Below are 22,938 nucleotides of genomic sequence, written 5' to 3'. Positions count from 1 at the left end.
GGCGGAGCCTCGGGTGGGTCAGGGGCGGAGCCCCGGGTGGGTCAGGGGGAGCCGGGCGGGGCCGAGTGCGCCGGGGCCGGTTCCGTCCGGGGCGCGGGACGGGGCGCAGACGGCACGGGCACAGACGCACGCCCCCGCCCGGGCAGCCACCACCCCCCACCCCCCGCCGAAGGCACCCGCCTCGGCAGCCGGTGCGGCAACGCCCCGTACCACGCGTACGACACCGCGTAGCCGAACAGGAGGCAGGCCATCCCGCCCACCGCGTCCAGCCAGAAGTGGTTCGCCGTCGCCACGATCACGACCAGCGTGGCCGCCGGGTACAGCAGGCCCAGGATCCGCGCCCACGGCGCGGAGGCCAGCGCGAAGATGGTCAGACCGCACCACAGCGACCAGCCGATGTGCATCGACGGCATCGCCGCGTACTGGTTCGACATGTGCTTGAAGTTGCCCGAGGCCATCGAACCCCAGGTCTGGTGCACCATCACCGTGTCTATGAAGCTCCCGCCGTTCATCAGCCGGGGCGGGGCCAGCGGGAAGAGGTAGTAGCCGAGCAGGGCCACGGCCGTCGTGGCGAAGAGGATCAGACGGGAGGCCGCGTACCGGCCCGGGTGACGGCGGAACAGCCACACCAGCACCCCGATGGTGACCACGAAGTGCAGCGTCGCGTAGTAGTAGTTCATCGACACGATCAGCCATGTCACCGAGTTGACGGCCTGGTTGAAGCTCTCCTCGAACGCGAGCCCCGCCGTGTGCTCCAGCGACCAGATCCAGTCGGCGTTGCGCAGGGCCGCCGCCTTCTGCTCGGGCACGGCGTTGCGTACGAGCGAGTACAGCCAGTAACTGACCGCGATGAGGAGGATCTCGAACCAGAGACGGGGCCGGCGCGGGGAGCGCAGTGAGCGCAGTCGGCCGTGCCTGACGGTTCTGGTGGAACCGGTGGCCGTCGGTTCGTCCGTGACGGATGACGGGTCGGCCGCGGTGCGGTCTTCCTGTGTGGTCACGTGCGATTCACCCATAGGCGCAGAGTCTGCCAGATACGTCCCCCTCCGCCCGATCATCCTCCGGTCGGGTCCGGGTCGCACGTTCTCCACCCTAAAGACGAGGACGAGGTCCTGCGGAGGGACCGGGACCCGAGGCCGTTGAACCACGAACGACCAGTTCAGGCATGAAGACGAACTCGCTGTGCGGAGCGGGCGTGCCGCCGATCTCCTCCAGCAGCGTGCGCACCGAGGCCTGGCCCATGGCGGTCACCGGCTGCCGGATGGTGGTCAGCGGCGGATCCGTGAACGCTATGAGGGGCGAGTCGTCGTAACCGACCACCGAGAGGTCGCGCGGAACCTCCATCGACAGCCGGCGGGCCGCCCGGATCGCACCGAGCGCCATCATGTCGCTCGCGCACACCACCGCCGTGCAGCCGCGCTCCATCAGCGCCGAGGCGGCGGCCTGACCGCCCTCCAGCGTGTACAGGGAGTGCTGGATCAGTTCCTCCACCGCGTCCGGGTCCAGACCCAGCTGCTCCCGCATCGTGGCGTGGAACCCCTCTATCTTGCGGAGCACCGGCACGAAGCGCTTGGGACCGACCGCGAGACCGATGCGCTGGTGTCCCAGCGCCACCAGGTGTGTCACCGCGAGCCGCATCGCGGCCCGGTCGTCGGGCGAGATGAACGGCGCCTGCACCTTGGGCGAGAAGCCGTTGACCAGGACGAAGGGGACGCCCTGTGCGCGCAGTTGCTCGTATCGCTGCATGTCGGCGGAGGTGTCGGCGTGCAGTCCGGAGACGAAGATGATGCCCGAGACGCCACGGTCGACGAGCATCTCGGTGAGCTCGTCCTCGGTGGAGCCGCCGGGGGTCTGGGTCGCCAGCACCGGCGTGTAGCCCTGCCGGGTCAGCGCCTGGCCGATGACCTGGGCCAGCGCCGGGAAGATGGGGTTCTCGAGCTCGGGGGTGATCAGGCCGACCAGGCCGGCGCTACGCCTGCGCAGCCGGACCGGACGCTCGTAGCCGAGGACGTCGAGTGCCGCGAGGACGGATTCACGGGTGGTCGCTGCTACACCGGGCTTGCCGTTCAGTACGCGGCTGACCGTCGCTTCGCTGACCCCCGCCTGAGTTGCGATATCGGCAAGCCGTGCGGTCATGGAAGTGGACTGTACCGGGCGCGTCCCGTATTGCCCACCACGCGCGGTATTCGGGCAGTCGTCCCCGGCGGTACTGGCCCTTCGGCCTTCCTTCGGCCTCCTTCGGCAACATCTTGCAACACCTTGCGGGCGCAGCCGGTCGGACGCGATCTGATCGTCGTACCGCCACAGAAGGCGGCCTGGCCTGGTGTGGGCAGGCTCAAGCGTGTTCCGTCAAGAGGCTTGACGGCAACCTTGAGGACACGCCAATGTAACGATCGCCGGGGCTTGCAGAAATCTTCCGCAAAGTCTTTCGGTCGTCTTTCATCCTTGTTACGTTCACGTCGACCCGGCGCCGCGACGGAGCGGTACGGCAGTTGAAGGAGTTCAGATGCGACGTGGCATAACGGCCACCGCCCTGGTCGCGGCCCTGGCGCTCGCGGCGACCGCCTGCGGCAGTGACGACGAGACCGGCGGAAGCAAGAGCTCGGGCGAGCTCTCCGGCACGGTGACGTGGTGGGACACCTCGAACGTCGGCAGCGAGGACAAGGTCTTCAAGAAGATCGCCGAGGGCTTCGAGAAGAAGCACCCGAAGGTCGACGTCAAGTACGTCAGTGTCCCCTTCGGCGACGCGCAGAACAAGTTCAAGAACGCCGCGCAGGCGGGCTCCGGCGCCCCGGACGTCATCCGTTCCGAGGTCGCCTGGACCCCGGACTTCGCGAACCTCGGATACCTCGCCCCGCTGGACGGCACCAGCGCGCTGAAGGACGAGAGCGACTTCCTTCCGCAGGCCGCCGCGTCCACCGAGTACGACGGCAAGACCTACGCCGTCCCGCAGGTCATCGACTCCATGGGCATCTTCTACAACAAGAAGATCTTCAAGGACGCCGGCGTCGAGCCGCCCGCGACCATCGCGGACCTGAAGTCGATCTCCAAGAAGATCAAGGACAAGACCGGCAAGACCGGTCTCTACCTGCGCGGCGACGACCCGTACTACTTCCTCTCCTTCCTGTACGGCGAGGGCGGCGACCTGGTCGACGCCAAGGGCAAGGCCGTCACGGTCGACAGCCCCGAGGGCGTCAAGGCGTTCAAGGTCGTCAAGGACCTGGTCGACTCCGGCACCGCGAAGACGGATGCCACGGACGGCTGGGAGAACATGATGCAGTCGTTCAAGAACGGCGACGTCGCGATGATGATCAACGGCCCGTGGGCCGTCGGCGACACGCTGACCGGCAAGGAGTTCACCGACAAGGCGAACCTGGGCATCTCCACGGTGCCGGCCGGCTCGGTCGCGCAGGGCGCCCCGCAGGGCGGCCACAACCTCGCCGTCTACGCGGGCTCCAAGAACCTGGACGCCTCGTACGCCTTCGTCGAGTACATGACCTCGGTGGAGAGCCAGGCGCAGACCGCCGGCGAGCTGAACCTGCTCCCGACCCGCACCTCGGTGTACTCCAAGCAGGAGGCCGCGGACAGCGAGATCGTCCAGTTCTTCAAGCCCGTCGTCGAGACCGCCGTCGAGCGCCCCTGGATCCCCGAGGCGGGCAGCCTCTTCGCCCCGCTCGGCACCGAGTACACCAAGGTCCTCACCGGCCAGACCACGCCCGAGAAGGGCGCCAAGGCGACCGGCGACTCCTACCGCAAGCTCCTCGAGGGCTGGAAGTAACCCAGGAAGGCAGGCCGGCTGATGGCTGTCCACACCAGCCAGTCGGTGGCGAAGGCCGCGGGCGACGACGTCGCCCGCGGCCGGAGCCGCGGTACTGGTAACCCCCCGCCGCCGAGCAGGCTCCGGCGGGCCCTCTCGGTCCACTGGTACGCCTGGACCATGATCGCCCCCGTCGTGATCGTGATCGGCGTGATCATCGGCTATCCGCTGTTCCGCGGCATCTGGCTGTCGCTGACCAACGCCGATGAGCGCAACGTGGCACGGTCGATCGGCGTCAACGAGATCCCCGCCACCTACGAGTTCGTGGGTGTGGAGAACTACGTCGAAGCCCTGACGGGCGGCCAGTTCCTCGGCACACTCGGCTGGACGCTGGTGTGGACGGTCTCCTGCGTGGGCATCACCTTCTGCCTCGGCATGGCCCTGGCCAACATCCTCAACCGCCGCATCGCCGGACGCTCCGCGTACCGCATGGCCCTGATCCTGCCCTGGGCCATCCCCGGCTTCGTCTCGGTCTTCGCCTGGCGCTTCCTCTACAACGAGGACCGCGGGCTGCTCAACAAGATCCTCACCGGCAGCGGTTTCGAGGGCATAGCCTGGCTGGACGACCCCACCTGGGCGAAGGTCTCCGTCATCGCCGTCAACGTCTGGCTCGGCGTCCCGTTCATCATGGTCGCCCTGCTCGGCGGACTGCAGTCGATCCCCTCGGAGCAGTACGAGGCCGCGGAGATGGACGGCGCCACCGCCTGGCAGCGGTTCCGCCACGTCACGCTCCCCGGACTGCGCCCGGTGTCCACCACGGTGATCCTGCTCTCCACCATCTGGACCTTCAACATGTTCCCGGTGATCTTCCTGCTGACCCGCGGCGGACCCGGTGAGGCCACCCAGATCCTGGTCACCCAGGCGTACAAATTCTCCTTCGAGATCAGCCCGCGCGACTTCGCGCAGTCCTCCACCTGGGGCGTGCTGATCCTCGTACTCCTGATGCTCTTCGCCGTGGTCTACCGGCGAGTGCTCCGCACGCAGGGAGACAACTGGTGACCACCCTCACCGAAACCACCGCACGGCACGCCGTCCGCAAGCCCCGGAAGCGCGGTGACCGCTCCCCGGTCGCCTCCGTGGCCCTGCACCTCACGCTGATCGCCGCGTCCGTGATCGCGGTCTTCCCGGTGCTGTGGGTACTGCTGACCTCGCTGAAGCCCGCCAAGTTCGCCACGACTTCGGACTTCTTCAAGGACACGACCTTCGAGAACTACACGAACCTGATCAAGGACACCGAGTTCCTGACCTGGTTCGGCAACTCGGTGATCATCGCGGGACTCACCACCCTCATCGGTGTCTTCGTCTCCGCCACCACCGGCTACGCCGTCAGCCGCTTCCGGTTCCCCGGCAAGCGCGGACTGATGTGGACGCTGCTGGTCACCCAGATGTTCCCGGTCGCCGTCCTCATCGTGCCGATCTACAACATCATGGCGACCATGGGCCTGCTCAACCAGCCGGCCGGTCTCGTCATCACCTACCTCACCATCTCGGTGCCCTTCTGCGCCTGGATGATGAAGGGCTTCTTCGACACGATCCCGCGCGAGATCGACGAGTCGGGAATGGTCGACGGCCTCACCCCGTTCGGCACGTTCTGGCGCCTGATCCTGCCGCTGGCCAAGCCCGGCCTGGCCGTCACCGCCTTCTACTCCTTCATCACCGCCTGGGGCGAAGTGGCGTACGCCTCCGCCTTCATGGTCGGTGACGAGAACCTCACCCTGGCCGGCGGACTGCAGAAGTTCGTCAACCAGTACGGCGCCCAGTGGGGCCCGATGACCGCGGCGTCCGTGCTCATCGCGATCCCGGCCGCACTGGTGTTCCTCTTCGCGCAGAAGCACCTGGTCACCGGCATGTCCGCCGGAGCGGTCAAGGGCTGACCGCGCGTTCGACCCGCACGACCGCACCCCGTCACGGCGGCGCCGGATCCCCGACCCGGCCCCGGCGCCGCTCCCCACCCAGACACCCCAGGGACGACATGACCCAGCACCTCGCTGCCCCCTCCACCGGCACGTCCGACGATGCCCCGGGCCCTCGCACCGGCTGGTGGCAGGATGCGGTGATCTACCAGGTCTATCCACGGAGCTTCGCCGACGGAAACGGCGACGGCATGGGCGATCTCGCGGGCATCACCGCCCGGCTCCCCTACCTCAGGGACCTCGGCGTCGACGCCGTCTGGCTCAGCCCCTTCTACGCCTCCCCGCAGGCGGACGCGGGCTACGACGTCGCCGACTACCGGGCCATCGACCCGATGTTCGGCACCCTGCTGGACGCCGACGCCCTGATCCGCGAGGCCCACGACCTGGGCCTGCGCATCATCGTCGACCTGGTCCCCAACCACTCCTCCGACCAGCACGAGTGGTTCAAGCGCGCCCTGGCCGAGGGCCCCGGCTCCGCACTGCGCGAGCGCTACCACTTCCGCCCCGGCAAGGGCGCCGACGGCGAACTCCCGCCCAACGACTGGGAGTCGATCTTCGGCGGCCCGGCCTGGACCCGCACCACCGACCCGGACGGCACCCCCGGCGACTGGTACCTGCACCTCTTCGCGCCGGAGCAGCCCGACTTCAACTGGGAGCACCCGGCCGTCGCCGACGAGTTCCGCTCGATCCTGCGCTTCTGGCTCGACATGGGCGTCGACGGCTTCCGCGTCGACGTCGCCCACGGCCTGGTCAAGGCCGAGGGGCTGCCGGACCTCGGCGCGCACGACCAGCTGAAACTGCTGGGCAACGATGTCATGCCGTTCTTCGACCAGGACGGTGTGCACGAGATCTACCGCAGCTGGCGCGTCATCCTCGACGAGTACCCCGGCGAGCGCATCGCCGTCGCCGAGGCATGGACCCCCACCGTCGAGCGCACCGCCAACTACGTGCGCCCCGACGAGATGCACCAGGCCTTCAACTTCCAGTACCTGTCCACCGCCTGGGACGCCGACGAACTCCGCAAGGTCGTCGACACCTCGCTCGACGCGATGCGTCCGGTGGGCGCCCCCACCACGTGGGTGCTGTCCAACCACGACGTCACCCGGCACTCCACCCGCTTCGCCAACCCGGCGGGCCTGGGCACCCAGATCCGTACCGCCGGCGACCGGGTGGCCGGACTGCGCAGGGCCCGCGCCGCGACCCTGCTGATGCTGGCGCTCCCCGGCTCCGCCTACGTCTACCAGGGCGAGGAACTGGGCCTCCCGGACGTCACCGATCTGCCCGACGAGGCCCGCCAGGACCCGTCGTTCTTCCGCGCCGAGGGCCAGGACGGCTTCCGCGACGGCTGCCGGGTGCCGATCCCGTGGACCCGCGAGGGCAGCTCGTACGGCTTCGGTGACGGCGGCAGCTGGCTGCCGCAGCCCGACAGCTGGGGCGAGCTGTCCGTCGAGGCGCAGACCGGTACGGAGGGCTCCACTCTGGAGCTGTACCGTGCCGCGATCGCCGCCCGCCGCGAGCACCCGGGCCTCGGCGCCGGCACGGACGTCACCTGGCTGGACGCCCCCGAGGGCGTCATCGTCCTCGGCCGCCCCGGCTTCGTCTGCACCGTCAACACCACGGGCGCCCCCGTGCGGATGACGGCACCCGGCACCCTGCTGCTCGCCAGCACGCCGGTCACCGTCGACGGCGGCACGTTCGACCTGCCCGCGGACACCACGGTGTGGTGGACGGTGTGACCGTCCCCGCACCCAGGACCGGGCCGGCGCTGCGGCTCTCCGACATCGCCGGTCAGGCCGCGGTCAGCGAGGCCACCGTCAGCCGGGTGCTGAACGGGAAGCCGGGCGTCGCGGACACCACGCGTCAGCGGGTGCTCGCGGCGCTCGACATCCTCGGCTACGAACGTCCCGTACGGCTGCGGCAGCGCAGCGCCGGACTGATCGGGCTGGTGACCCCTGAGCTCACCAACCCGATCTTTCCCGCGTTCGCGCAGTCCGTGGAGCAGGTCCTCGCCGGGCACGGCTACACACCCGTGCTCTGCACCCAACTGCCCGGCGGCGCCACCGAGGACGAGCTGGTCGAACAGCTCGTCGAGCGTGGCGTCGGCGGGATCGTGTTCCTCTCCGGGCTGCACGCCGACACGTCGGCGGACCCGGCACGGTACGCCGCGCTCACCGACCGCGGCGTGCCGTTCGTCCTGATCAACGGCTACAACGAGCGCATCAGTGCCCCGTTCGTCTCGCCCGACGACGCGGCCGCCGTACGGATGGCCGTGTCGCACCTCGCCGAGCTGGGCCACCGCAAGGTCGGCCTGGCGATCGGGCCGCAGCGCTACGTGCCGTCCCGGCGCAAGCGGGACGGCTTCGTCGACGCGGCCGTCTCCGTGCTGAGGATGGACCGGAGCGAGGCCGAACTCCTGGTGTGCTCGACGCTGTTCGGCGTCGAGGGCGGCCAGGTCGCGGCGGGCGCCCTGCTCGACGCGGGCTGCACCGGCATCGTCTGCGGCAGCGACCTGATGGCGCTGGGCGTGGTCAGGACGGCCCGGGGGAGAGGACTGGACGTCCCGCGTGACGTCTCCGTCGTCGGCTTCGACGACTCGCAGCTGATCGCGTTCACCGACCCGCCCCTGACCACGGTGCGCCAGCCGGTGCAGGCGATGGCCGCGGCGGCGGTGGGGGCGCTGCTGGAGGAGATCGGCGGAAGCCCCGTGCAGCGCACGGAGTACGTGTTCCAGCCCGAGCTGGTGGTACGCGGCTCCACCGCGGCGGTGCCCGGCGCCTGAGAGGCCCGGAGAAATGTCATAGGGAAGCCACGGACGGAAATCAGGCCCCTGAAGGGGGCTGAGCCGTCCGTGGCTTCCTCATGACCTGGTTTCAGGGGCATGACCGGTGCCACGATGCAGGAGAGGCCCCGAGGTCGGCCCAGGATGGGCCGGCGGGGAGGCGACGTCGGGGTCTCTCCTTGCCGTGACCGGCCCGGTCGGCCGGGCGCGTGGGGCCCGACGCATCGGGTCCCCCGGCCGGCCGGGCCGGAGTCGGGATGAATTTAACAGCCTCGCAATATTTTGCGTAAGGCCTTGCAGGAAGAAATCTCCAAGATTTCGCGGATGTGAGCGGGATGTGATCGCGTCATGTCCAGGGGGTTGACCGGGGGAGGTCGGGCTCGTACGGTCTGCTGCGCATGCTGGTTTTGCATTCTTGCTGCAAGAACCTTCATGAGCCTTGAGGGCACGGCGCGTTGCCATGTGAGGTTGCTCCGCCATCCCCAGTTCTTCCCCCACCGCAGGAGGAAAGTCATGGCACGCAGACCCCTGTCCGCCACACTCGCGCTCGCCACCGGCGCAGCCGTCCTCGCCGTGCCCGCCGGTCTCGGCACCGCCGGTACCGCGCAGGCCGCCGTCCCCGGCGACAAGGACGTCACCGCGGTGATGTTCGAGTGGAAGTTCGACTCCGTGGCCCAGGCGTGTACCAGCAGCCTCGGCCCGGCCGGCTACGGCTACGTCCAGGTCTCGCCGCCCCAGGAGCACATCCAGGGCGGCCAGTGGTGGACCTCGTACCAGCCCGTCAGCTACAAGATCGCCGGCCGGCTCGGTGACCGCGCGTCCTTCGCGAACATGGTCAGCACCTGCCACGGCGCGGGCGTCAAGGTCATAGCCGACTCGGTCATCAACCACATGTCGGCCGGCTCGGGCACCGGCACGGGCGGGTCCTCGTACGGCAAGTACGACTACCCGGGCATCTACTCGGTCAACGACATGAACGACTGCCAGTCGCAGATCACGAACTACGGCGACCGGGGCAACGTCCAGAACTGTGAACTGGTCGGCCTGGCCGACCTGGACACCGGTGAGGACTACGTACGCGGCCGGATCGCCGGCTACCTCAACGACCTGCTCTCGCTCGGTGTCGACGGCTTCCGCGTCGACGCCGCCAAGCACATGCCGGCCGGTGACCTCGCCAACATCAAGTCCCGGCTGAGCAACCCGGGCGTCTACTGGAAGCACGAGGCGATCCACGGGGCGGGCGAGGCCGTCTCGCCGTCCGAATACCTCGGCAGCGGTGACGTCCAGGAGTTCCGCTACGGCCGCGGCCTCAAGCAGGTCTTCAACAACGAGAACCTCGCCAACCTCAAGAACTTCGGCGAGGGCTGGGGCTTCATGGAGTCGGGCAAGTCGGCGGTCTTCGTCGACAACCACGACACCGAGCGCGGCGGTGACACCCTGAACTACAAGGACGGCTCGAAGTACACCCTGGCGAGCGTCTTCATGCTGGCCTACCCCTACGGCTCCCCGGACGTCCACTCCGGCTACGAGTTCAGCAGCCACGACGCCGGCCCGCCCAACGGCGGCCAGGTGAACGCCTGCTACAGCGACGGCTGGAAGTGCCAGCACACCTGGCGCGAGATCTCCTCCATGGTCGGCTTCCGCAACGCCGCCCGCGGTCAGGGCGTCTCGAACTGGTGGGACAACGGCGGCGACCGGATCGCCTTCGGCCGCGGCTCCAAGGCGTACGTCGCGATCAACCACGAGGGCTCCTCGCTGACCCGCACGTTCCAGACGTCGCTGCCCGCCGGTGACTACTGCGACGTCCAGTCCGGCAACGGCGTCACCGTCAACGGCTCGGGACAGTTCACCGCGACGGTCGCCGCCGGCACCGCCGTTGCCCTGCACGTCAACGCCCGCACCTGCACCGCCCCCGGCCCGGGTACCGGCGTGTCCGGCGCCTCCTTCGGCGTCAACGCCACCACCCAGCTCGGCCAGAACATCTACGTCACCGGCAACCAGGCCGCACTCGGCAGCTGGGCCCCCGGCAGCGCGCTGAAGCTCGACCCCGCGACGTACCCCGTCTGGAAGCTCGACGTCAGCCTGCCCGCCGGCACGGCGTTCGAGTACAAGTACATCCGCAAGGACGCCGCCGGCAACGTCACCTGGGAGAGCGGTGCCAACCGCACCGGCACCGTGCCGGCCTCCGGCAAGGTCCTGCTGACCGCCGACGTCTGGCGCGGCTGAGCACACCCACCGGCGGGCCGGGGACGCGCGGCGGTGCGTCCCCGGCCCGCACCCGCTCCACCAGGACCCACCCCTGAAAGTCGAGGAGAACCCGCCCGTGTCCCGAACCACCCTTCGGCGGGGAGCCGTTGCCGCACTGTGCGCGGCGCTGCTGCCCGTCGTCCCGGCGGCCTCAGCGGCTGCCGCGCCCAGACCCCCGTCGCCGCCCTCGGACGCCGAGCTCGCCAAGGAGCCGGCCCGGCACGACCTGACCCGCGAGCAGTTCTACTTCGTGCTGCCCGACCGCTTCGCCAACGGCGACACCTCCAACGACCGGGGCGGGCTGACCGGCTCGCGGCTGGAGACCGGCTACGACCCCACGGACAAGGGCTTCTACCAGGGCGGTGACCTCAAGGGGCTCACCGGCAAGCTCGACTACATCAAGGGCCTCGGCACCACCGCCATCTGGCTCGCCCCGATCTTCAAGAACCGGCCGGTCCAGGGCACCGGGGACAACGCGTCGGCCGGCTACCACGGCTACTGGGTCACCGACTTCACCCAGGTGGATCCGCACTTCGGCACCAACGCCGACCTGACGAAGCTGATCGACAAGGCCCACGGCAAGGGCATGAAGGTCTTCTTCGACGTCATCACCAACCACACCGCCGACACCGTCGACTACACCGAGAAGAAGTACGGCTACAAGCCCAAGGGCGCCTTCCCGTACCTCGACGAGGACGGCCGCCCCTTCGACGACCGCGAGGGCGTCGAGGAGGTGGACGCCGACTCCTTCCCGTACAGCCCGGTGAACGCCGGGAAGAAGGTCCCCTCCTGGCTCAACGACACCACGATGTACCACAACCGGGGCGATTCGACCTACGCCGGCGAGTCCACCGAGTACGGCGACTTCTCCGGTCTCGACGACCTGTGGACCGAGCGTCCCGAGGTCGTCGACGGCATGGAGAAGATCTACGAGAAGTGGGTCCGCGACTTCGACATCGACGGCTTCCGCATCGACACCGTCAAGCACGTCGACCTCGACTTCTGGACCCGGTGGGCGACCGCGCTCGACGACTACGCGGCGAAGCGCGGCCGCGACGACTTCTTCATGTTCGGCGAGGTCTTCTCCGCCGACACCGCCATCACCTCGCCCTACGTCACCCGGGGCCGGCTCGACGCCACCCTCGACTTCCCCTTCCAGGAAGCCGCCCGGCAGTACGCCTCCCAGGGCGCTCCCGCCTCGAAGCTCGCCGCGGTCTACGGTGACGACTACCGCTACACCACGGACAAGGCCAACGCCTACGAGCAGGTGACGTTCCTCGGCAACCACGACATCGGCCGCTTCGGCGGGCTCCTGAAGCAGGACAACCCGAAGGCCGGCGACGCCGAACTCGTCGACCGCGCCCGCCTGGCCAACGAGCTGATGTTCCTCGGCCGCGGCAACCCGGTGATCTACGCGGGTGACGAGCAGGGCTTCACCGGAGCGGGCGGCGACAAGGACGCCCGCCAGACGCTCTTCGCCTCGAAGACCGCCGACTACCTCGACGACGACCAGCTGGGCACCGACCGTACGCACGCCCTTGACGCGTACGACCCGAAGCACCCGCTGTACCGGTCCATAGCGGACCTCGCCGAGCTCACCCGCGACCACCCGGCCCTGCTCGACGGCACCCAGACCGAGCGGTACGCGGAAGGCTCCGTCCACGCCTACTCCCGCACGGACACCAAGCGCCCGTACGAGTACGTCGTCGCCACCAACAACGGCACCGGACCGAGGACCGTCGAGGTCGCCACCGAGTCCGCCGGCATGAACTTCCGTACGCTGTACGGCGGTTCGGGCGGCGTACGCAGCGGGTCGGACAAGAAGGTCAAGGTCACGGTGCCCGCGCTGTCCAGCGTCGTGCTCCGCGCCGACAGGACGGTCGGCAGTCCCGCCACCAAGCCCTCCGTCACCCTGAAGGCCCCGGCCGCCGGAGCCACCGGCACCGTCGAGATCACCGCGGACGTGGACGGCGGCGGGCTCAACCGGGTGGTGTTCGCCGCGCAGACCGGCAACGGCGAGTGGCGCACCCTCGGCTCCGCCGACCACGCCCCCTACAAGGTCACCCAGCACCTGGACGACTCGGTGAAGGCCGGGACCCCGCTGCGCTACAAGGCCGTGGTCGTCGACCGCACCGGCCGTACCGCGAGCACCCTCGCCTCGACCACCGCGGGCCAGGCACCGCCGGCCCCGAAGCCCGTCGCCGTCGAACGCGACCACGCCGTCGTCCACTACAAGCGCGCGGACGGCGACTACGAGGGCTGGCAGCTGAAGTCCGGTGACCGGACCGCCGACTTCATCGGGCGGGACGCCTACGGCGCCTTCGCCTGGATCGACCTCGCCGAAGGAGCCTCCTCCGTCCCCTACACCGTCGAGAAGGACGGCACCGCCGACGGCCCCGAGCGCACCGTCGACCTCGCGAGGACCGGGCAGGTCTGGGTCGAGGAGGGCAAGGACGGACAGGCCACCGAGGCCCCCGAGACCCCGCCGCAGGACACCTCCAAGGCCGTCCTGCACTACCACCGCGCCGACGGGAACTACGACGGCTGGGGCCTGCACACCTGGACCGGGGCCGCAGCACCCACGGACTGGGCGAAGCCCCTGCCGCCCGTGCGGACCGACGCCTACGGCGCGACCTTCGAGGTGCCGCTCACCGACGGCGCCACCTCGCTCAGCTACATCCTGCACAAGGGCGACGAGAAGGACCTCCCCAGCGACCAGTCCCTGGACATCGCCTCCTACGGGCACGAGGTCTGGATGCTCGGCGGGAAGTCCGGCTACCTGCTGCCCCAGACCGGCGGCGCCCCCACACCCGACCTCACCAAGGCCGAGGCCCAGTGGATCGACGCGAACACCGTCGCCTGGAAGGTGAAGACCAACGACGCCACCAGCCAGCAGCTCGTGTACGCGAGGAACGGCGGGATCTCCGTCGTCGACGGCGCCCTGTCCGACGAGGGCCGGTGGCTCCGGCTCGACGCCACCGAGCTCACCGACGCGCAGAAGGCGAAGTACCCGCACCTCAAGGACTACCCCGCGTTCACCGTCGACACCCGGGACCGGGACAGGGTCAAGGAGTCGCTGCGCGGCCAGCTGATCGCGACCCAGCGCGCCGCCAACGGCGCCCTGCTCGCCGCCACCGGGGTGCAGACCGCCGGAATCCTGGACAGCCTGTACGGGAACGCCGCGAGCGGCGCCGATCTCGGCCCGGTCTTCCGCAGGGGCACCCCCACGCTCTCCGTCTGGGCACCCACCGCCCGTACCGTCGCACTCGAACTCGACGGGAAGACCGTCCCGATGCGCCGCGACGACCGCACCGGCGTCTGGTCGGTCACCGGGAAGAAGAGCTGGAACGGCAAGCCCTACCGCTACGCCGTGGACGTCTGGGCGCCCACCGTCCAGAAGACCGTCACCAACAAGGTCACCGACCCCTACTCCACCGCCCTGACCGCCGACTCCGCACGCAGCCTCGTCGTCGACCTCGACGACCCGAAGCTCGCCCCACGCGGCTGGTCCGGCCTGAAGAAGCCCGCCGCGACCCCGCTGCGCGACGCGCAGATCCAGGAACTCCACGTCCGCGACTTCTCGATCACGGACAGGACCTCACGGCACCCCGGTGAGTACCTGGCCTTCACCGACACCCGCTCCGACGGGATGAAGCACCTCAAGGAGCTCGCCGGCTCCGGCACCAGCTACGTCCACCTGCTGCCCGCCTTCGACATCGGGACGATCCCCGAGAAGAAGTCCGGTCGGCAGACACCCGCCTGCGACCTCTCCGTCTACGCCCCCGACTCCGAGGAGCAGCAGGCCTGCGTCGCGAAGGCCGCGGCGAAGGACGGATTCAACTGGGGCTACGACCCGCTGCACTACACGGTCCCCGAGGGCTCGTACGCCTCCGACCCCGACGGCACCGAGCGCACCGTCGAGTTCCGCCGGATGGTGCAGGGCCTCAACGGCGCCGGGCTGCGGACCGTCATGGACGTCGTCTACAACCACACCGTCGCCTCCGGCCAGGACGACAAGTCCGTGCTCGACAGGATCGTGCCCGGCTACTACCAGCGGCTCCTGGAGGACGGCACCGTCGCCACCTCCACCTGCTGCGCCAACACCGCGCCCGAGAACACCATGATGGGCAAGCTCGTCGTCGACTCGGTCGTCACCTGGGCCAGGGAGTACAAGGTCGACGGCTTCCGCTTCGACCTGATGGGACACCACCCCAAGGCGAACATCCTCGCCGTCCGTGAGGCCCTCGACGAGCTGACCGTCGCCGAGGACGGCGTCGACGGCAAGAAGATAATCCTCTACGGCGAGGGCTGGAACTTCGGCGAGATCGCCGACGACGCCCGCTTCGTCCAGGCCACCCAGAAGAACATGGCCGGCACCGGCATCGCCACCTTCTCCGACCGGGCCCGCGACGCCGCGCGCGGCGGCAGCCCCTTCGACGAGGACCCCCGCATACAGGGCTTCGCCTCCGGCCTCTACACCGACCCCAACACCTCGCCCGCCAACGGCACCGAGGCCGAGCAGAAGGCCCGCCTCCTCCACTACCAGGACCTGATCAAGGTCGGCCTCACCGGCAACCTCGCCGACTACACCTTCACCGACACCCAGGGCCGCGAGGTCAAGGGCTCGGCCGTCGACTACAACGGCGCCCCCGCCGGATACGCGGCGGTGCCCGGCGACGCGCTCGCCTACGCCGACGCCCACGACAACGAAACCCTGTACGACACCCTCGCGTTCAAGCTCCCGGCGGGCACCACGGCCGACGAGCGGGCCCGCATGCAGGTCCTGGCGATGGCGACCTCCGTACTCTCGCAGGGCCCGTCGCTCTCCCAGGCCGGCACCGACCTGCTCCGCTCCAAGTCGCTCGACCGCAACTCCTACGACAGCGGCGACTGGTTCAACGCCCTGCACTGGGACTGCCGCAAGGGCAACGGCTTCGGCCGCGGGCTGCCGCCGGCCGCCGACAACAAGGACAAGTGGTCCTACGCGAAGCCGCTGCTGACCGCCCCCGCGCTCACCCCCGGGTGCGCGCAGATCACGGGCGCGTCCGCCGCGTACCAGGACCTGCTCACCATCCGCACCACCGAGGAGGACTTCGCCCTCGCCACCACGCAGCAGGTCCAGGACACCCTGTCCTTCCCGCTCTCCGGCAAGGACGAGACGCCCGGGGTCATCACCATGCGGCTGGGCGAGCTCGTCGTCGTCATGAACGCCACCCCCGGCACCGAGAGCCAGAGCGTTCCCGGACTGGCCGGAAAGAAGTACGCCCTGCACCCCGTCCAGGCCGCGGGTGCGGATATTACGGTCAAGAAGGCCTCGTACGAGGGGAAAACGGGCAGCTTCACCGTCCCGGGACGCACGGTCGCGGTGTTCTCGCTGCGCTGACCCCTGTCGGGCCACGGTGACCGCAGACGTCGGCGATGGAGCCGAAACAGCTGGACACCCTGCGCGTACGTCCTGTCCACACCGGCCGGTCACGGCTCCGTACCCCCTGCCGGGGACCGGAGCCGGGGCCGGCCGGTCCTGGCAGCAAGGCGGCCGGCCCCGGCTTGCTGCCAGGACCGGCGGACCATGCCCCAGCACGCCCGGACGGTGACGATGACCACGGCGGCACAACCTCCCGGAAACCCTCCCGGAAACCTCCCCGACGAGACGACCAGCTTCGTCGGCCGGCACCCCGTACCGGCCCGGGCCGGTACTCCCTTGTGCCGTCGCGCCGATCAGGAAAGGCTGAGGCCGGACACCGCACCCACCCCGCATCCAGGAGCGCTTGATGCCGCAGATCACCGTCGACTACTCCGCCGAGCTCGACGACAGCTTCGACCGCCGTGGCTTCGCCCTCGCCCTGCACCCGCTGGTCGCCGAGACCGTCACCACGAAGATCCCGAACTGCAAGACCAGGTTCCGGCGGGTCGAGGAGTCCGTCGTCGGGGACGCCCCGACGGGCGACGCGATCGTGCACGTCTCGATAGCCCTGCTGGCCGGACGCACCCCGCAGGTCAAGGAGCGGCTGACCGAGGCCGTCCTGGAGCTGCTGGCCGGCCATCTGAAGCCCGTCGACGACCTCGTCGTCCACACCTCCGCCGAGACCAGGGACCTCGACCCGTCCTACCGCAAGCGGTAGGGCCTACGGCAGCCGCTGCGCCGGGACGGCCGGTGCGGCGGGCGCCAGGGCGGTGAGCCGCGCGAGCAGTTCACCGAACGGGCCGTCCGCCGGTTCCCGCGCGAAGACCCGCAGCATGATGGCGGCCATCTCCTGGTCGTACGCGGCACTCACCGAGGCCAGTGCGGCGAAGTCGTGGACCAGCTGCAACTCCAGTTCGCCGCGCGGGATGCGGCGCCGCCCCTCCAGCCAGAGCTGGGCCGTCGACTCGGCCAGCGACACCCAGGACCTGACGACGAGCTCCAGCCGGGCGGGCGGCGACACCACCCCGAGGTGCGCGACGATCTGCTCGTACGCGGTCCGGCGCACCCCGTCGATCAGGGCGTTGGCCGTGGACGAGCCACCCGCCGGGCCGCCCCGCAGCAGCGCCGCGAAACCGGGCCCGTGCTGCTCGACGAAGTCGAAGTACCGGCCCATCACCCGCAGCAGCCTCGCTCCCAGGGGCCCTTCGTGCGCCTCCAGGAAACGCCCGGCCAGATCGTCGGCGGCCCGGCCCAGCGCCGCCTCGTACAGACTCTGCTTCCCCGGGAAGTAGTGGTAGACCAACGGACGCGAGATACCGGCCGCGGTGGCGATCTCGTCGATCGACACGTCGTCGGGCGAACGGTGGCTGAACAGCTCCAGGGCGACGCCGATCAGCTGCTGCCTGCGCTCGCCGACGCCCATCCTGCGCCGTACACCGGTCGTCATACCCCCAGCCTAACGGGAGCGGACCACAGGCCTTCCGGCCACCGTCCGGTCAGCGCAGCGCCCCCACCCGGCTGCCGTCGGCCAGCAGCCCGTCGAGCCTGGCCCGGTCACCCGCCCTGGCCCGCACCGCCAGCAGCCGCCCGTCCGCACGCCCCTCGACACCGCCCGTCGCCGACAGGGACGCGAACTGCCGGGAGCCCGCCGCGAGTACGTACCACCGCCCGCCGTCCGACTTCCACAGCACACCCGCCAGCACCCGCGGTCTGCGTATCCCGCAGTCCGGCGAGCCCTCGGCGCGGGCCGCGACCGCGCCCGGCGCGCCGGCGCCGCCCGACAGCTCGGGCGGCGCCTGGAACTGCGCCAGCACCCTGCTTCCCGTACCCCGCCAGGTCTCCGCCCGGGTGCAGAGCCACAGCGCGTCCCCGTCTCCCTCGGGCAGCGGCTGCTTCGCGTACGGCCAGGAGTTCACCGACCGGACGCCGTGGGAGCGCACCGCCGGGAGGAGGCACGCGGTGCGCGCCCAGCTCTCCCGGTCGGACCGGCCGGACACCTCGTGCGGAGCGGACGGTCTGCCGGAGGTGAGGTGCGCCGGAGCCAGCTCGCCGAGGTCCGTCAGCAGCCGCACCGCCGTGCCGTCCCGCACCTCCAGGGCCTGCCAGGAGCGGCAGTCCGCCCCGCCGCCCGGAGCGGTCAGCGCCTCCGTCACCCCGTGCCGGTCACGGCGCAGCGGCCGTGCCGGGGCACGGGGTGCCAGCAGGTCCCGCACCAGGACCTCGCGCGCCCACGGAGCGGTCAGATAGCGGATCCGTCCCTTCCGGCGCTGTACGACCAGGGCGCTCGCCACCACCGCGTCCGCGCCGTCCACCCGGGCGAAGTCGAGCGCGGCACCGCCCGCCGGGTCGGCGTCGCGGGGCTCGGCGTAGCGCACGACGCGCAACCCGTCGTGGAACAGCACCACCACCGCACTGCCGGACTCGCCCGCGTACAACAGCTGCGGCGGGCCCATCGGCGGGCCGACCGGAGTCCCGGGCGTCGCCGACGAGGTCACCCCGGGACCGGGGCGCGCCCACGCGGCGAGGGCGCGGCCCAGCAGCCCGGAGTCCTCGGTCCGGTCGCCCCGCGTGGGCCAGGCACCGAAGCCGGTACGGTCCGCACTCCGCCAGAAACCGTCCGGTACCCGGCGCAACGCCGCCGGATCCAGAGCCTGTTCGGCGGCCGGGTTACGGGAGTACGGCGGCGCCGCGGCGCTGTGGGGACCGCCCAGGCCGTCCCCCGGCAGCAGCAGCAGTGTCCCGCACACCAGGAGGGCGCCGAGCCCGGCGAGGACGGTCCGCCCGCGCCTGCCGCGGCGCGGCAGGTCGGCCGGCCGGGCCTGCAGCGAACACGGATCGAACTCCGGTGAGGCCAGCAGGGCGTGCGGCGCGGTGATCCCGTCGGCCTCCAGCAGCGCCGTCTCCGGGTCCGCGACGCCCGCCGCGGCGAGGACCCGGCACACCTCGTCGTCCGCCAGTCCTTCGAGACCCCGCAGCACATGGGCGGCCCGGCAGGGCCCCGACACCTCGGACAGCGCCTGCTCCAGAGCCAGTTCGTCCGCACCGCAGGAGTGCGGGAAGAGCCGCAGCCCCCACACCTGGGGGAGCAGGGGCGGCAGCTGCCCCCGCCGCGGCCGGGCGAACCGCCACAGGGGCAGCCCGGCCTCCAGGGCGGAGCGCACCACCCGCAGCCGCACGTACGCGTACGCGCACCCCGGATCCGCCGGGGCCGCCGGGAGCACGGCCTCCGGTGGCGTGGTGTGCACGCGGGGCAGGGACCGCTGGGCGAGCCAGTGCGCGGTCAGCACACGGCGGTTGCGGCCGAGCGAGGTCGGCAGGACGAGATACCCGATCCGCACCAGCCGCGCGTAGTGCTCGGTGACGGCGGCCTCGGCCCGCTCCGCGTCGGTCTGCTCCCCGACGGGGCGGCCGGCGGACGACGGTACTGCTCGCAGTGGGGGCACGTTCAGCAGAACGAGGGAATGGTGCGATGGTCACTCCGGCACGCCCCGGGGCGCACGCCTCCCGGGGCGGGATTCTCGCCACGACCGGCTCACCTCCGCGCCCGGACGGCGATGATGAGGGGATGACGACCACCTCGCGCGCCCGGTCCTTCGATGCGGCCGCGGCCGTCTACGCGGCCAACCGCCCCTCCTACCCACCCGCCCTCATGGACGCGATCGAGGAGCTTGCCGGATTCGCCCTGGAAGGCGCCCGGGTCGCGGACGTGGGGGCGGGCACGGGCCTCGGCACCGCCCTGCTGCACGCCCGTGGCGCCCGGGTGACGGCGGTCGAGCCGGGCGACGGCATGGCCGCGGAGTTCCGCAGGTCCCTCCCCCGAGTTCCGCTCGTGCGGGGCGACGGCAACCATCTGCCCCTGCGGTCCGGTTCCACCGACCTCGTGACGTACGCCCAGGCCTGGCACTGGACCGACCCGGACCGGTCCGTACCGGAGGTGCGGCGGGTGCTGCGGCCGGGCGGCGCGCTCGCCCTCTGGTGGAACGACTCCGACGCGGACGTGCCGTGGATCGCCGCACAGGACGCCCGGCTGCGGCGCTTCCTCGGGGCCGAGGAAACGGAGCCCGACGCCGAGGGCTTCACGCGCGGACTGCCCGCCGGGCTCGACTTCGCCACCCGCCGGCTGCGCTGGAGCCGGCGCGTGCCGCTCGACGCGCACCTCGCCAACATCGGCAGCCACTCCGACTTCCTGGTCATCGGACAGGACGCGGCCCGCCGCTTCCTCGCCCCGGAACGCGAGCTGCTCGCCGCGGTCTTCCCGGACGGCGTGGTCGAGGAGTCCTACGCGGTGAGCCTGGCCGTCGCACGCTGCTGAACCCTCTGCGGCAATCCGTGGTTTCCCCGCGCCGGTCGGGACCCACGGGGCACGATGGCCGCATGGTGAAGCAGCTGGAGTGGCGACGAGGACACGGCCTCAGGGCCGCCGCGGCCGTACTGGCGGGGCTGGCCCTGCTCACCGCGTGCGGCGGCGGAGCGGACGGCGACCACAAGCCCGCCGTGCCGCCGACCGCGACCGGAACCCTGGAGCAGCTGGCGTCCAAGGCTGACTGCGAGCCGAATCTGCAGACCGACGCCCAGGAGATCCGGCAGGCCAACTGCGCGATGGGCGAGCGCCGTTACGTGCTGGCCACCTTCGCCACCGACCGCGGCCAGCGGGAGTGGATCAACGAGGCCAACGACTACGGCGGCTCGTACCTGGTCGGCCGGAAGTGGGTCGCGGTCGGTGACGCGAAGGTGGTCGCGGCGCTGCGCGGCCGGCTCGGGGGGACGGTGGAGACCGCCTCGCCCCACCACTCGGGGAGCAGTGGGGGTGGGGGGAGCGAGGACGGGCACTCCGGTCACCACGGGAGCTGACCGCGCAGGTAGGAGGGGTGGGTGTCAGGGCCGCGTCAGCGGCACCGGCGCCCGCCGTTGACGCAGCTCACCACCTTCTTCATCACCCGGTCGTCGAAGACGTTGATGAAATCGCCGTGATCGGTCCCGGGCTTGTGCAGCTGTTCCGGGAAGGAGTCGACGGCGAAGCCGGGGCCCGGCGGGACGTCGTACACGATGCGCTGCACCAGCTGCGGAATGGCCCTGAAGCCGTTCGGGCAGCGCCCGTCGTCCTGGGCGAAGGCCACATGGGTGCGGTGGTTCGCACTGTCCGTGTTCCGGCCGTCCCAGCAGCTCTGGAAGGCGAAGGAACGCACCACCTGGCTGCCTTCAGGACAGATCGGATACTTGTCCTTCAGCTGCCTGTCCTCGAAACCGGTGCAGCTCCAGGAGGCGTTGGCGTTCGCGTCGCCATTGGTGAACGCCTTGGCGTCGCCGGTGATGATCCGCAGGAAGCGCGGCATGGCCGTCACCTTCCCGACCGGGGAACCGACGAATTTCAGCGTTACCCGCGACGGGGTCTGGATCTCCCCGACATTCTGGTCCCTGCCGCCGCCGTCGGCGTCCACGTCGTTCTCGTCCTGTCCGTTCTGCAGGCGCAGGACCGGCCAGTAGTACGTGGATCTGTCGCCCTGATTCCGGCAGGTCGTCGCACCGCCGGCCAGATCGTCGTCACTGGAGAATGCGTCGGTGGCCTGATTGCCGATGTAGTCGTGCATATGGTGAGCGCCGTTGCTCACACCGGGTGCGGCGATGACGTTGTCCGGATTGAATTTGCCGTTCTCATTACGGCCGCAGTCGGTGGAGAACGTACCGCGGGAGGCGCCGCGGCGATTGCGGGGGCGGTCGGCATCGGGTTCGACGGACCGGATGTCGACGAAGTCGGAGGCCTCGGGGCCGTTGCCGCCCTGCCCCTGTCCGCCGCCCTGGTCGCCGTCTCCGCCACCTTGGTCGCCCTGGCCGCCGTCCTGACCCTGGTCGGCTCCTTCGCCGGGGTTCTGGCCGTCGCCCTGCTCACCGTCCTGGCCGCTGTCGCCGCCCCGGCCGTTGCCGTCGTCGCCGTTCCCGCCGCCGTCACCGTCACCGTCGTCGGCCCGCAGGCTGCACGGGGCGAGCCCGTCCAGGTTCCGCGGCCGTTCGGCCGCGTCGCGCTCGATGGCGATGCCGATCCGGTCGAGACTCGCCGCCCGCTTGTTCTTCAGCGGGCCGAGCACCGCGTTCTCGGCAAGGTTCGGATCGCGGGCGATCTGCTCCTTCCGGTCCGCGAACTGCCGGTAGGCGTCCGTGATCTGGGTATCCATGGCCGCCAGTTCGCGGTCGACCTCGGGACGTGCCCGGTCGGGCACGTCAGGGAGGGCGATTCCCGCGTCGGGGCAGTCGATGGTGGACATCCGGCGACCCGCGTCCAAGGACCGGTCAGGCGGTGAACCGGACGATCCTTCTCCCGCGCTCGCGTAGACATTGACCGCGACCAGCCCACCTCCGCCCAGAACCAATGCGACCGAGGCGACGATCGCCCGGGTGGCCAGTGTCGAACGTTTCTTGCGTGATGTGCGTCCCATGGAACTCCTCTGCTTCGAGGGAGAAGCGTGACGTCCCATACGGGCCGGGCGGCCGGCCCGTTCAGCACGCCGGGGAATTCGTGGGAATCCCCATGGCCGGAACGGCCCCAACGCCCGGAACGGTCAATCCCGGTCTCCCGGGCGAAGCGGCCGATTCGTCATCCACCGGAGCCCTGGTCATCCGGTCGGCCGGTCATCCGGCGTCGACATCGTGTACGCGCCGGTGCCGGAAGCACGTCCAGGGTGACGCGCGTCGCGGATGGCCCTCGTCGTGACGGCCACCTCGCGCGCCGACGGGTCCGGGGCACTCGACCCGAAGGTCGCACCGGCCCGGGCCGGCCGTCCCG

15 protein-coding genes are annotated in these 22,938 nt (G+C 70.6%); 10 read left to right on the top strand and 5 right to left on the bottom strand.

Annotated elements, in window-relative coordinates; translation table 11 throughout:
- Nucleotides 1-41: 41 nt before the first annotated feature.
- A complete protein-coding gene (locus tag ACFWVP_RS00150) occupies nucleotides 42-1,016 on the bottom strand; it encodes a phosphatase PAP2 family protein (RefSeq protein ID WP_384492661.1) in 975 nt (324 codons plus the stop codon).
- A 76-nt stretch (nucleotides 1,017-1,092) separates the two neighbouring features.
- Nucleotides 1,093-2,136, bottom strand: coding sequence for a LacI family DNA-binding transcriptional regulator (locus ACFWVP_RS00145; RefSeq protein WP_384492660.1), 1,044 nt, complete (start codon nucleotides 2,134-2,136; stop codon nucleotides 1,093-1,095).
- A gap of 370 nt (nucleotides 2,137-2,506) precedes the next feature.
- On the opposite strand from ACFWVP_RS00145, the gene ACFWVP_RS00140 reads away from it, so the two are divergent.
- The 8 genes from ACFWVP_RS00140 to ACFWVP_RS00105 all read left to right on the top strand — a co-directional run bounded on the left by ACFWVP_RS00140 (nucleotide 2,507) and on the right by ACFWVP_RS00105 (nucleotide 16,878).
- Nucleotides 2,507-3,778, top strand: coding sequence for an extracellular solute-binding protein (locus tag ACFWVP_RS00140; protein ID WP_384492659.1), 1,272 nt, complete (start codon nucleotides 2,507-2,509; stop codon nucleotides 3,776-3,778).
- 21 nt (nucleotides 3,779-3,799) lie between these two features.
- Entirely contained in the window at nucleotides 3,800-4,816 is a 1,017-nt protein-coding gene (locus ACFWVP_RS00135) for a carbohydrate ABC transporter permease (RefSeq protein WP_384492658.1), read from the top strand.
- Nucleotides 4,813-5,691 carry a sugar ABC transporter permease gene (locus ACFWVP_RS00130; protein ID WP_384492657.1) on the top strand — a complete coding sequence of 293 codons (879 nt, stop codon included), beginning with the start codon at nucleotides 4,813-4,815 and terminating at the stop codon, nucleotides 5,689-5,691. Before ACFWVP_RS00135 ends, ACFWVP_RS00130 begins: the two co-directional genes overlap by 4 nt.
- 98 nt (nucleotides 5,692-5,789) lie before the next feature.
- Nucleotides 5,790-7,466 carry a glycoside hydrolase family 13 protein gene (locus ACFWVP_RS00125; RefSeq protein WP_384492656.1) on the top strand — a complete coding sequence of 559 codons (1,677 nt, stop codon included), beginning with the start codon at nucleotides 5,790-5,792 and terminating at the stop codon, nucleotides 7,464-7,466.
- Nucleotides 7,451-8,509 carry a LacI family DNA-binding transcriptional regulator gene (locus ACFWVP_RS00120; protein ID WP_384492655.1) on the top strand — a complete coding sequence of 353 codons (1,059 nt, stop codon included), beginning with the start codon at nucleotides 7,451-7,453 and terminating at the stop codon, nucleotides 8,507-8,509. The genes ACFWVP_RS00125 and ACFWVP_RS00120 overlap by 16 nt, the downstream gene beginning before the upstream one ends.
- Before the next feature lie 513 nt (nucleotides 8,510-9,022).
- Nucleotides 9,023-10,735 carry a carbohydrate-binding module family 20 domain-containing protein gene (locus ACFWVP_RS00115; RefSeq protein ID WP_384492654.1) on the top strand — a complete coding sequence of 571 codons (1,713 nt, stop codon included), beginning with the start codon at nucleotides 9,023-9,025 and terminating at the stop codon, nucleotides 10,733-10,735.
- Nucleotides 10,736-10,832: 97 nt separating this feature from the next.
- Complete coding sequence (pulA, locus tag ACFWVP_RS00110; RefSeq protein WP_384492653.1) at nucleotides 10,833-16,139, top strand: pullulanase-type alpha-1,6-glucosidase; 5,307 nt, start codon at nucleotides 10,833-10,835, stop codon at nucleotides 16,137-16,139.
- Nucleotides 16,140-16,527: 388 nt separating this feature from the next.
- A complete protein-coding gene (locus tag ACFWVP_RS00105; protein WP_384492652.1) occupies nucleotides 16,528-16,878 on the top strand; it encodes a 5-carboxymethyl-2-hydroxymuconate Delta-isomerase in 351 nt (116 codons plus the stop codon).
- Between the two features lie 3 nt (nucleotides 16,879-16,881).
- Here ACFWVP_RS00105 and ACFWVP_RS00100 read toward each other — a convergent pair whose 3' ends face one another.
- The gene (locus ACFWVP_RS00100) at nucleotides 16,882-17,607 is read right to left on the bottom strand and encodes a TetR/AcrR family transcriptional regulator (RefSeq protein ID WP_384492651.1); all 726 of its coding nucleotides are present in this window, start codon (nucleotides 17,605-17,607) and stop codon (nucleotides 16,882-16,884) included.
- A 49-nt stretch (nucleotides 17,608-17,656) separates the two neighbouring features.
- Nucleotides 17,657-19,603 carry a hypothetical protein gene (locus ACFWVP_RS00095; RefSeq protein WP_384492650.1) on the bottom strand — a complete coding sequence of 649 codons (1,947 nt, stop codon included), beginning with the start codon at nucleotides 19,601-19,603 and terminating at the stop codon, nucleotides 17,657-17,659.
- A gap of 122 nt (nucleotides 19,604-19,725) precedes the next feature.
- On the opposite strand from ACFWVP_RS00095, the gene ACFWVP_RS00090 reads away from it, so the two are divergent.
- Nucleotides 19,726-20,472: a class I SAM-dependent methyltransferase gene (locus ACFWVP_RS00090; RefSeq protein ID WP_384492649.1), complete on the top strand. Its 747-nt coding sequence runs from the start codon at nucleotides 19,726-19,728 to the stop codon at nucleotides 20,470-20,472.
- Between the two features lie 62 nt (nucleotides 20,473-20,534).
- Nucleotides 20,535-21,011, top strand: coding sequence for a hypothetical protein (locus ACFWVP_RS00085; RefSeq protein WP_384492648.1), 477 nt, complete (start codon nucleotides 20,535-20,537; stop codon nucleotides 21,009-21,011).
- A 35-nt stretch (nucleotides 21,012-21,046) separates the two neighbouring features.
- Here the strand turns inward: ACFWVP_RS00085 and ACFWVP_RS00080 are convergent, their stop codons facing one another.
- A complete protein-coding gene (locus ACFWVP_RS00080) occupies nucleotides 21,047-22,591 on the bottom strand; it encodes a DUF1996 domain-containing protein (protein ID WP_384492647.1) in 1,545 nt (514 codons plus the stop codon).
- Nucleotides 22,592-22,938: the final 347 nt, after the last annotated feature.

Source organism: Streptomyces sp. NPDC058637, assembly GCF_042717325.1.
GTDB lineage: Bacteria > Actinomycetota > Actinomycetes > Streptomycetales > Streptomycetaceae > Streptomyces.
Note: the sequence above shows the minus strand (reverse complement) of the source record. Positions and strands in the feature narration are given on the sequence as shown.

Excerpts from the sequence above, each read along its gene's own strand:
- ACFWVP_RS00150 (WP_384492661.1), bottom strand. The coding sequence starts at position 1,016 with ATGGGTGAATCGCACGTGACCACACAGGAAGACCGCACCGCGGCCGAC.
- ACFWVP_RS00145 (WP_384492660.1), bottom strand. The coding sequence starts at position 2,136 with ATGACCGCACGGCTTGCCGATATCGCAACTCAGGCGGGGGTCAGCGAA.
- ACFWVP_RS00140 (WP_384492659.1), top strand. The coding sequence starts at position 2,507 with ATGCGACGTGGCATAACGGCCACCGCCCTGGTCGCGGCCCTGGCGCTC.
- ACFWVP_RS00135 (WP_384492658.1), top strand. The coding sequence starts at position 3,800 with ATGGCTGTCCACACCAGCCAGTCGGTGGCGAAGGCCGCGGGCGACGAC.
- ACFWVP_RS00125 (WP_384492656.1), top strand. The coding sequence starts at position 5,790 with ATGACCCAGCACCTCGCTGCCCCCTCCACCGGCACGTCCGACGATGCC.
- ACFWVP_RS00115 (WP_384492654.1), top strand. The coding sequence starts at position 9,023 with ATGGCACGCAGACCCCTGTCCGCCACACTCGCGCTCGCCACCGGCGCA.
- ACFWVP_RS00105 (WP_384492652.1), top strand. The coding sequence starts at position 16,528 with ATGCCGCAGATCACCGTCGACTACTCCGCCGAGCTCGACGACAGCTTC.
- ACFWVP_RS00100 (WP_384492651.1), bottom strand. The coding sequence starts at position 17,607 with ATGACGACCGGTGTACGGCGCAGGATGGGCGTCGGCGAGCGCAGGCAG.
- ACFWVP_RS00090 (WP_384492649.1), top strand. The coding sequence starts at position 19,726 with ATGACGACCACCTCGCGCGCCCGGTCCTTCGATGCGGCCGCGGCCGTC.
- ACFWVP_RS00085 (WP_384492648.1), top strand. The coding sequence starts at position 20,535 with ATGGTGAAGCAGCTGGAGTGGCGACGAGGACACGGCCTCAGGGCCGCC.
- ACFWVP_RS00080 (WP_384492647.1), bottom strand. The coding sequence starts at position 22,591 with ATGGGACGCACATCACGCAAGAAACGTTCGACACTGGCCACCCGGGCG.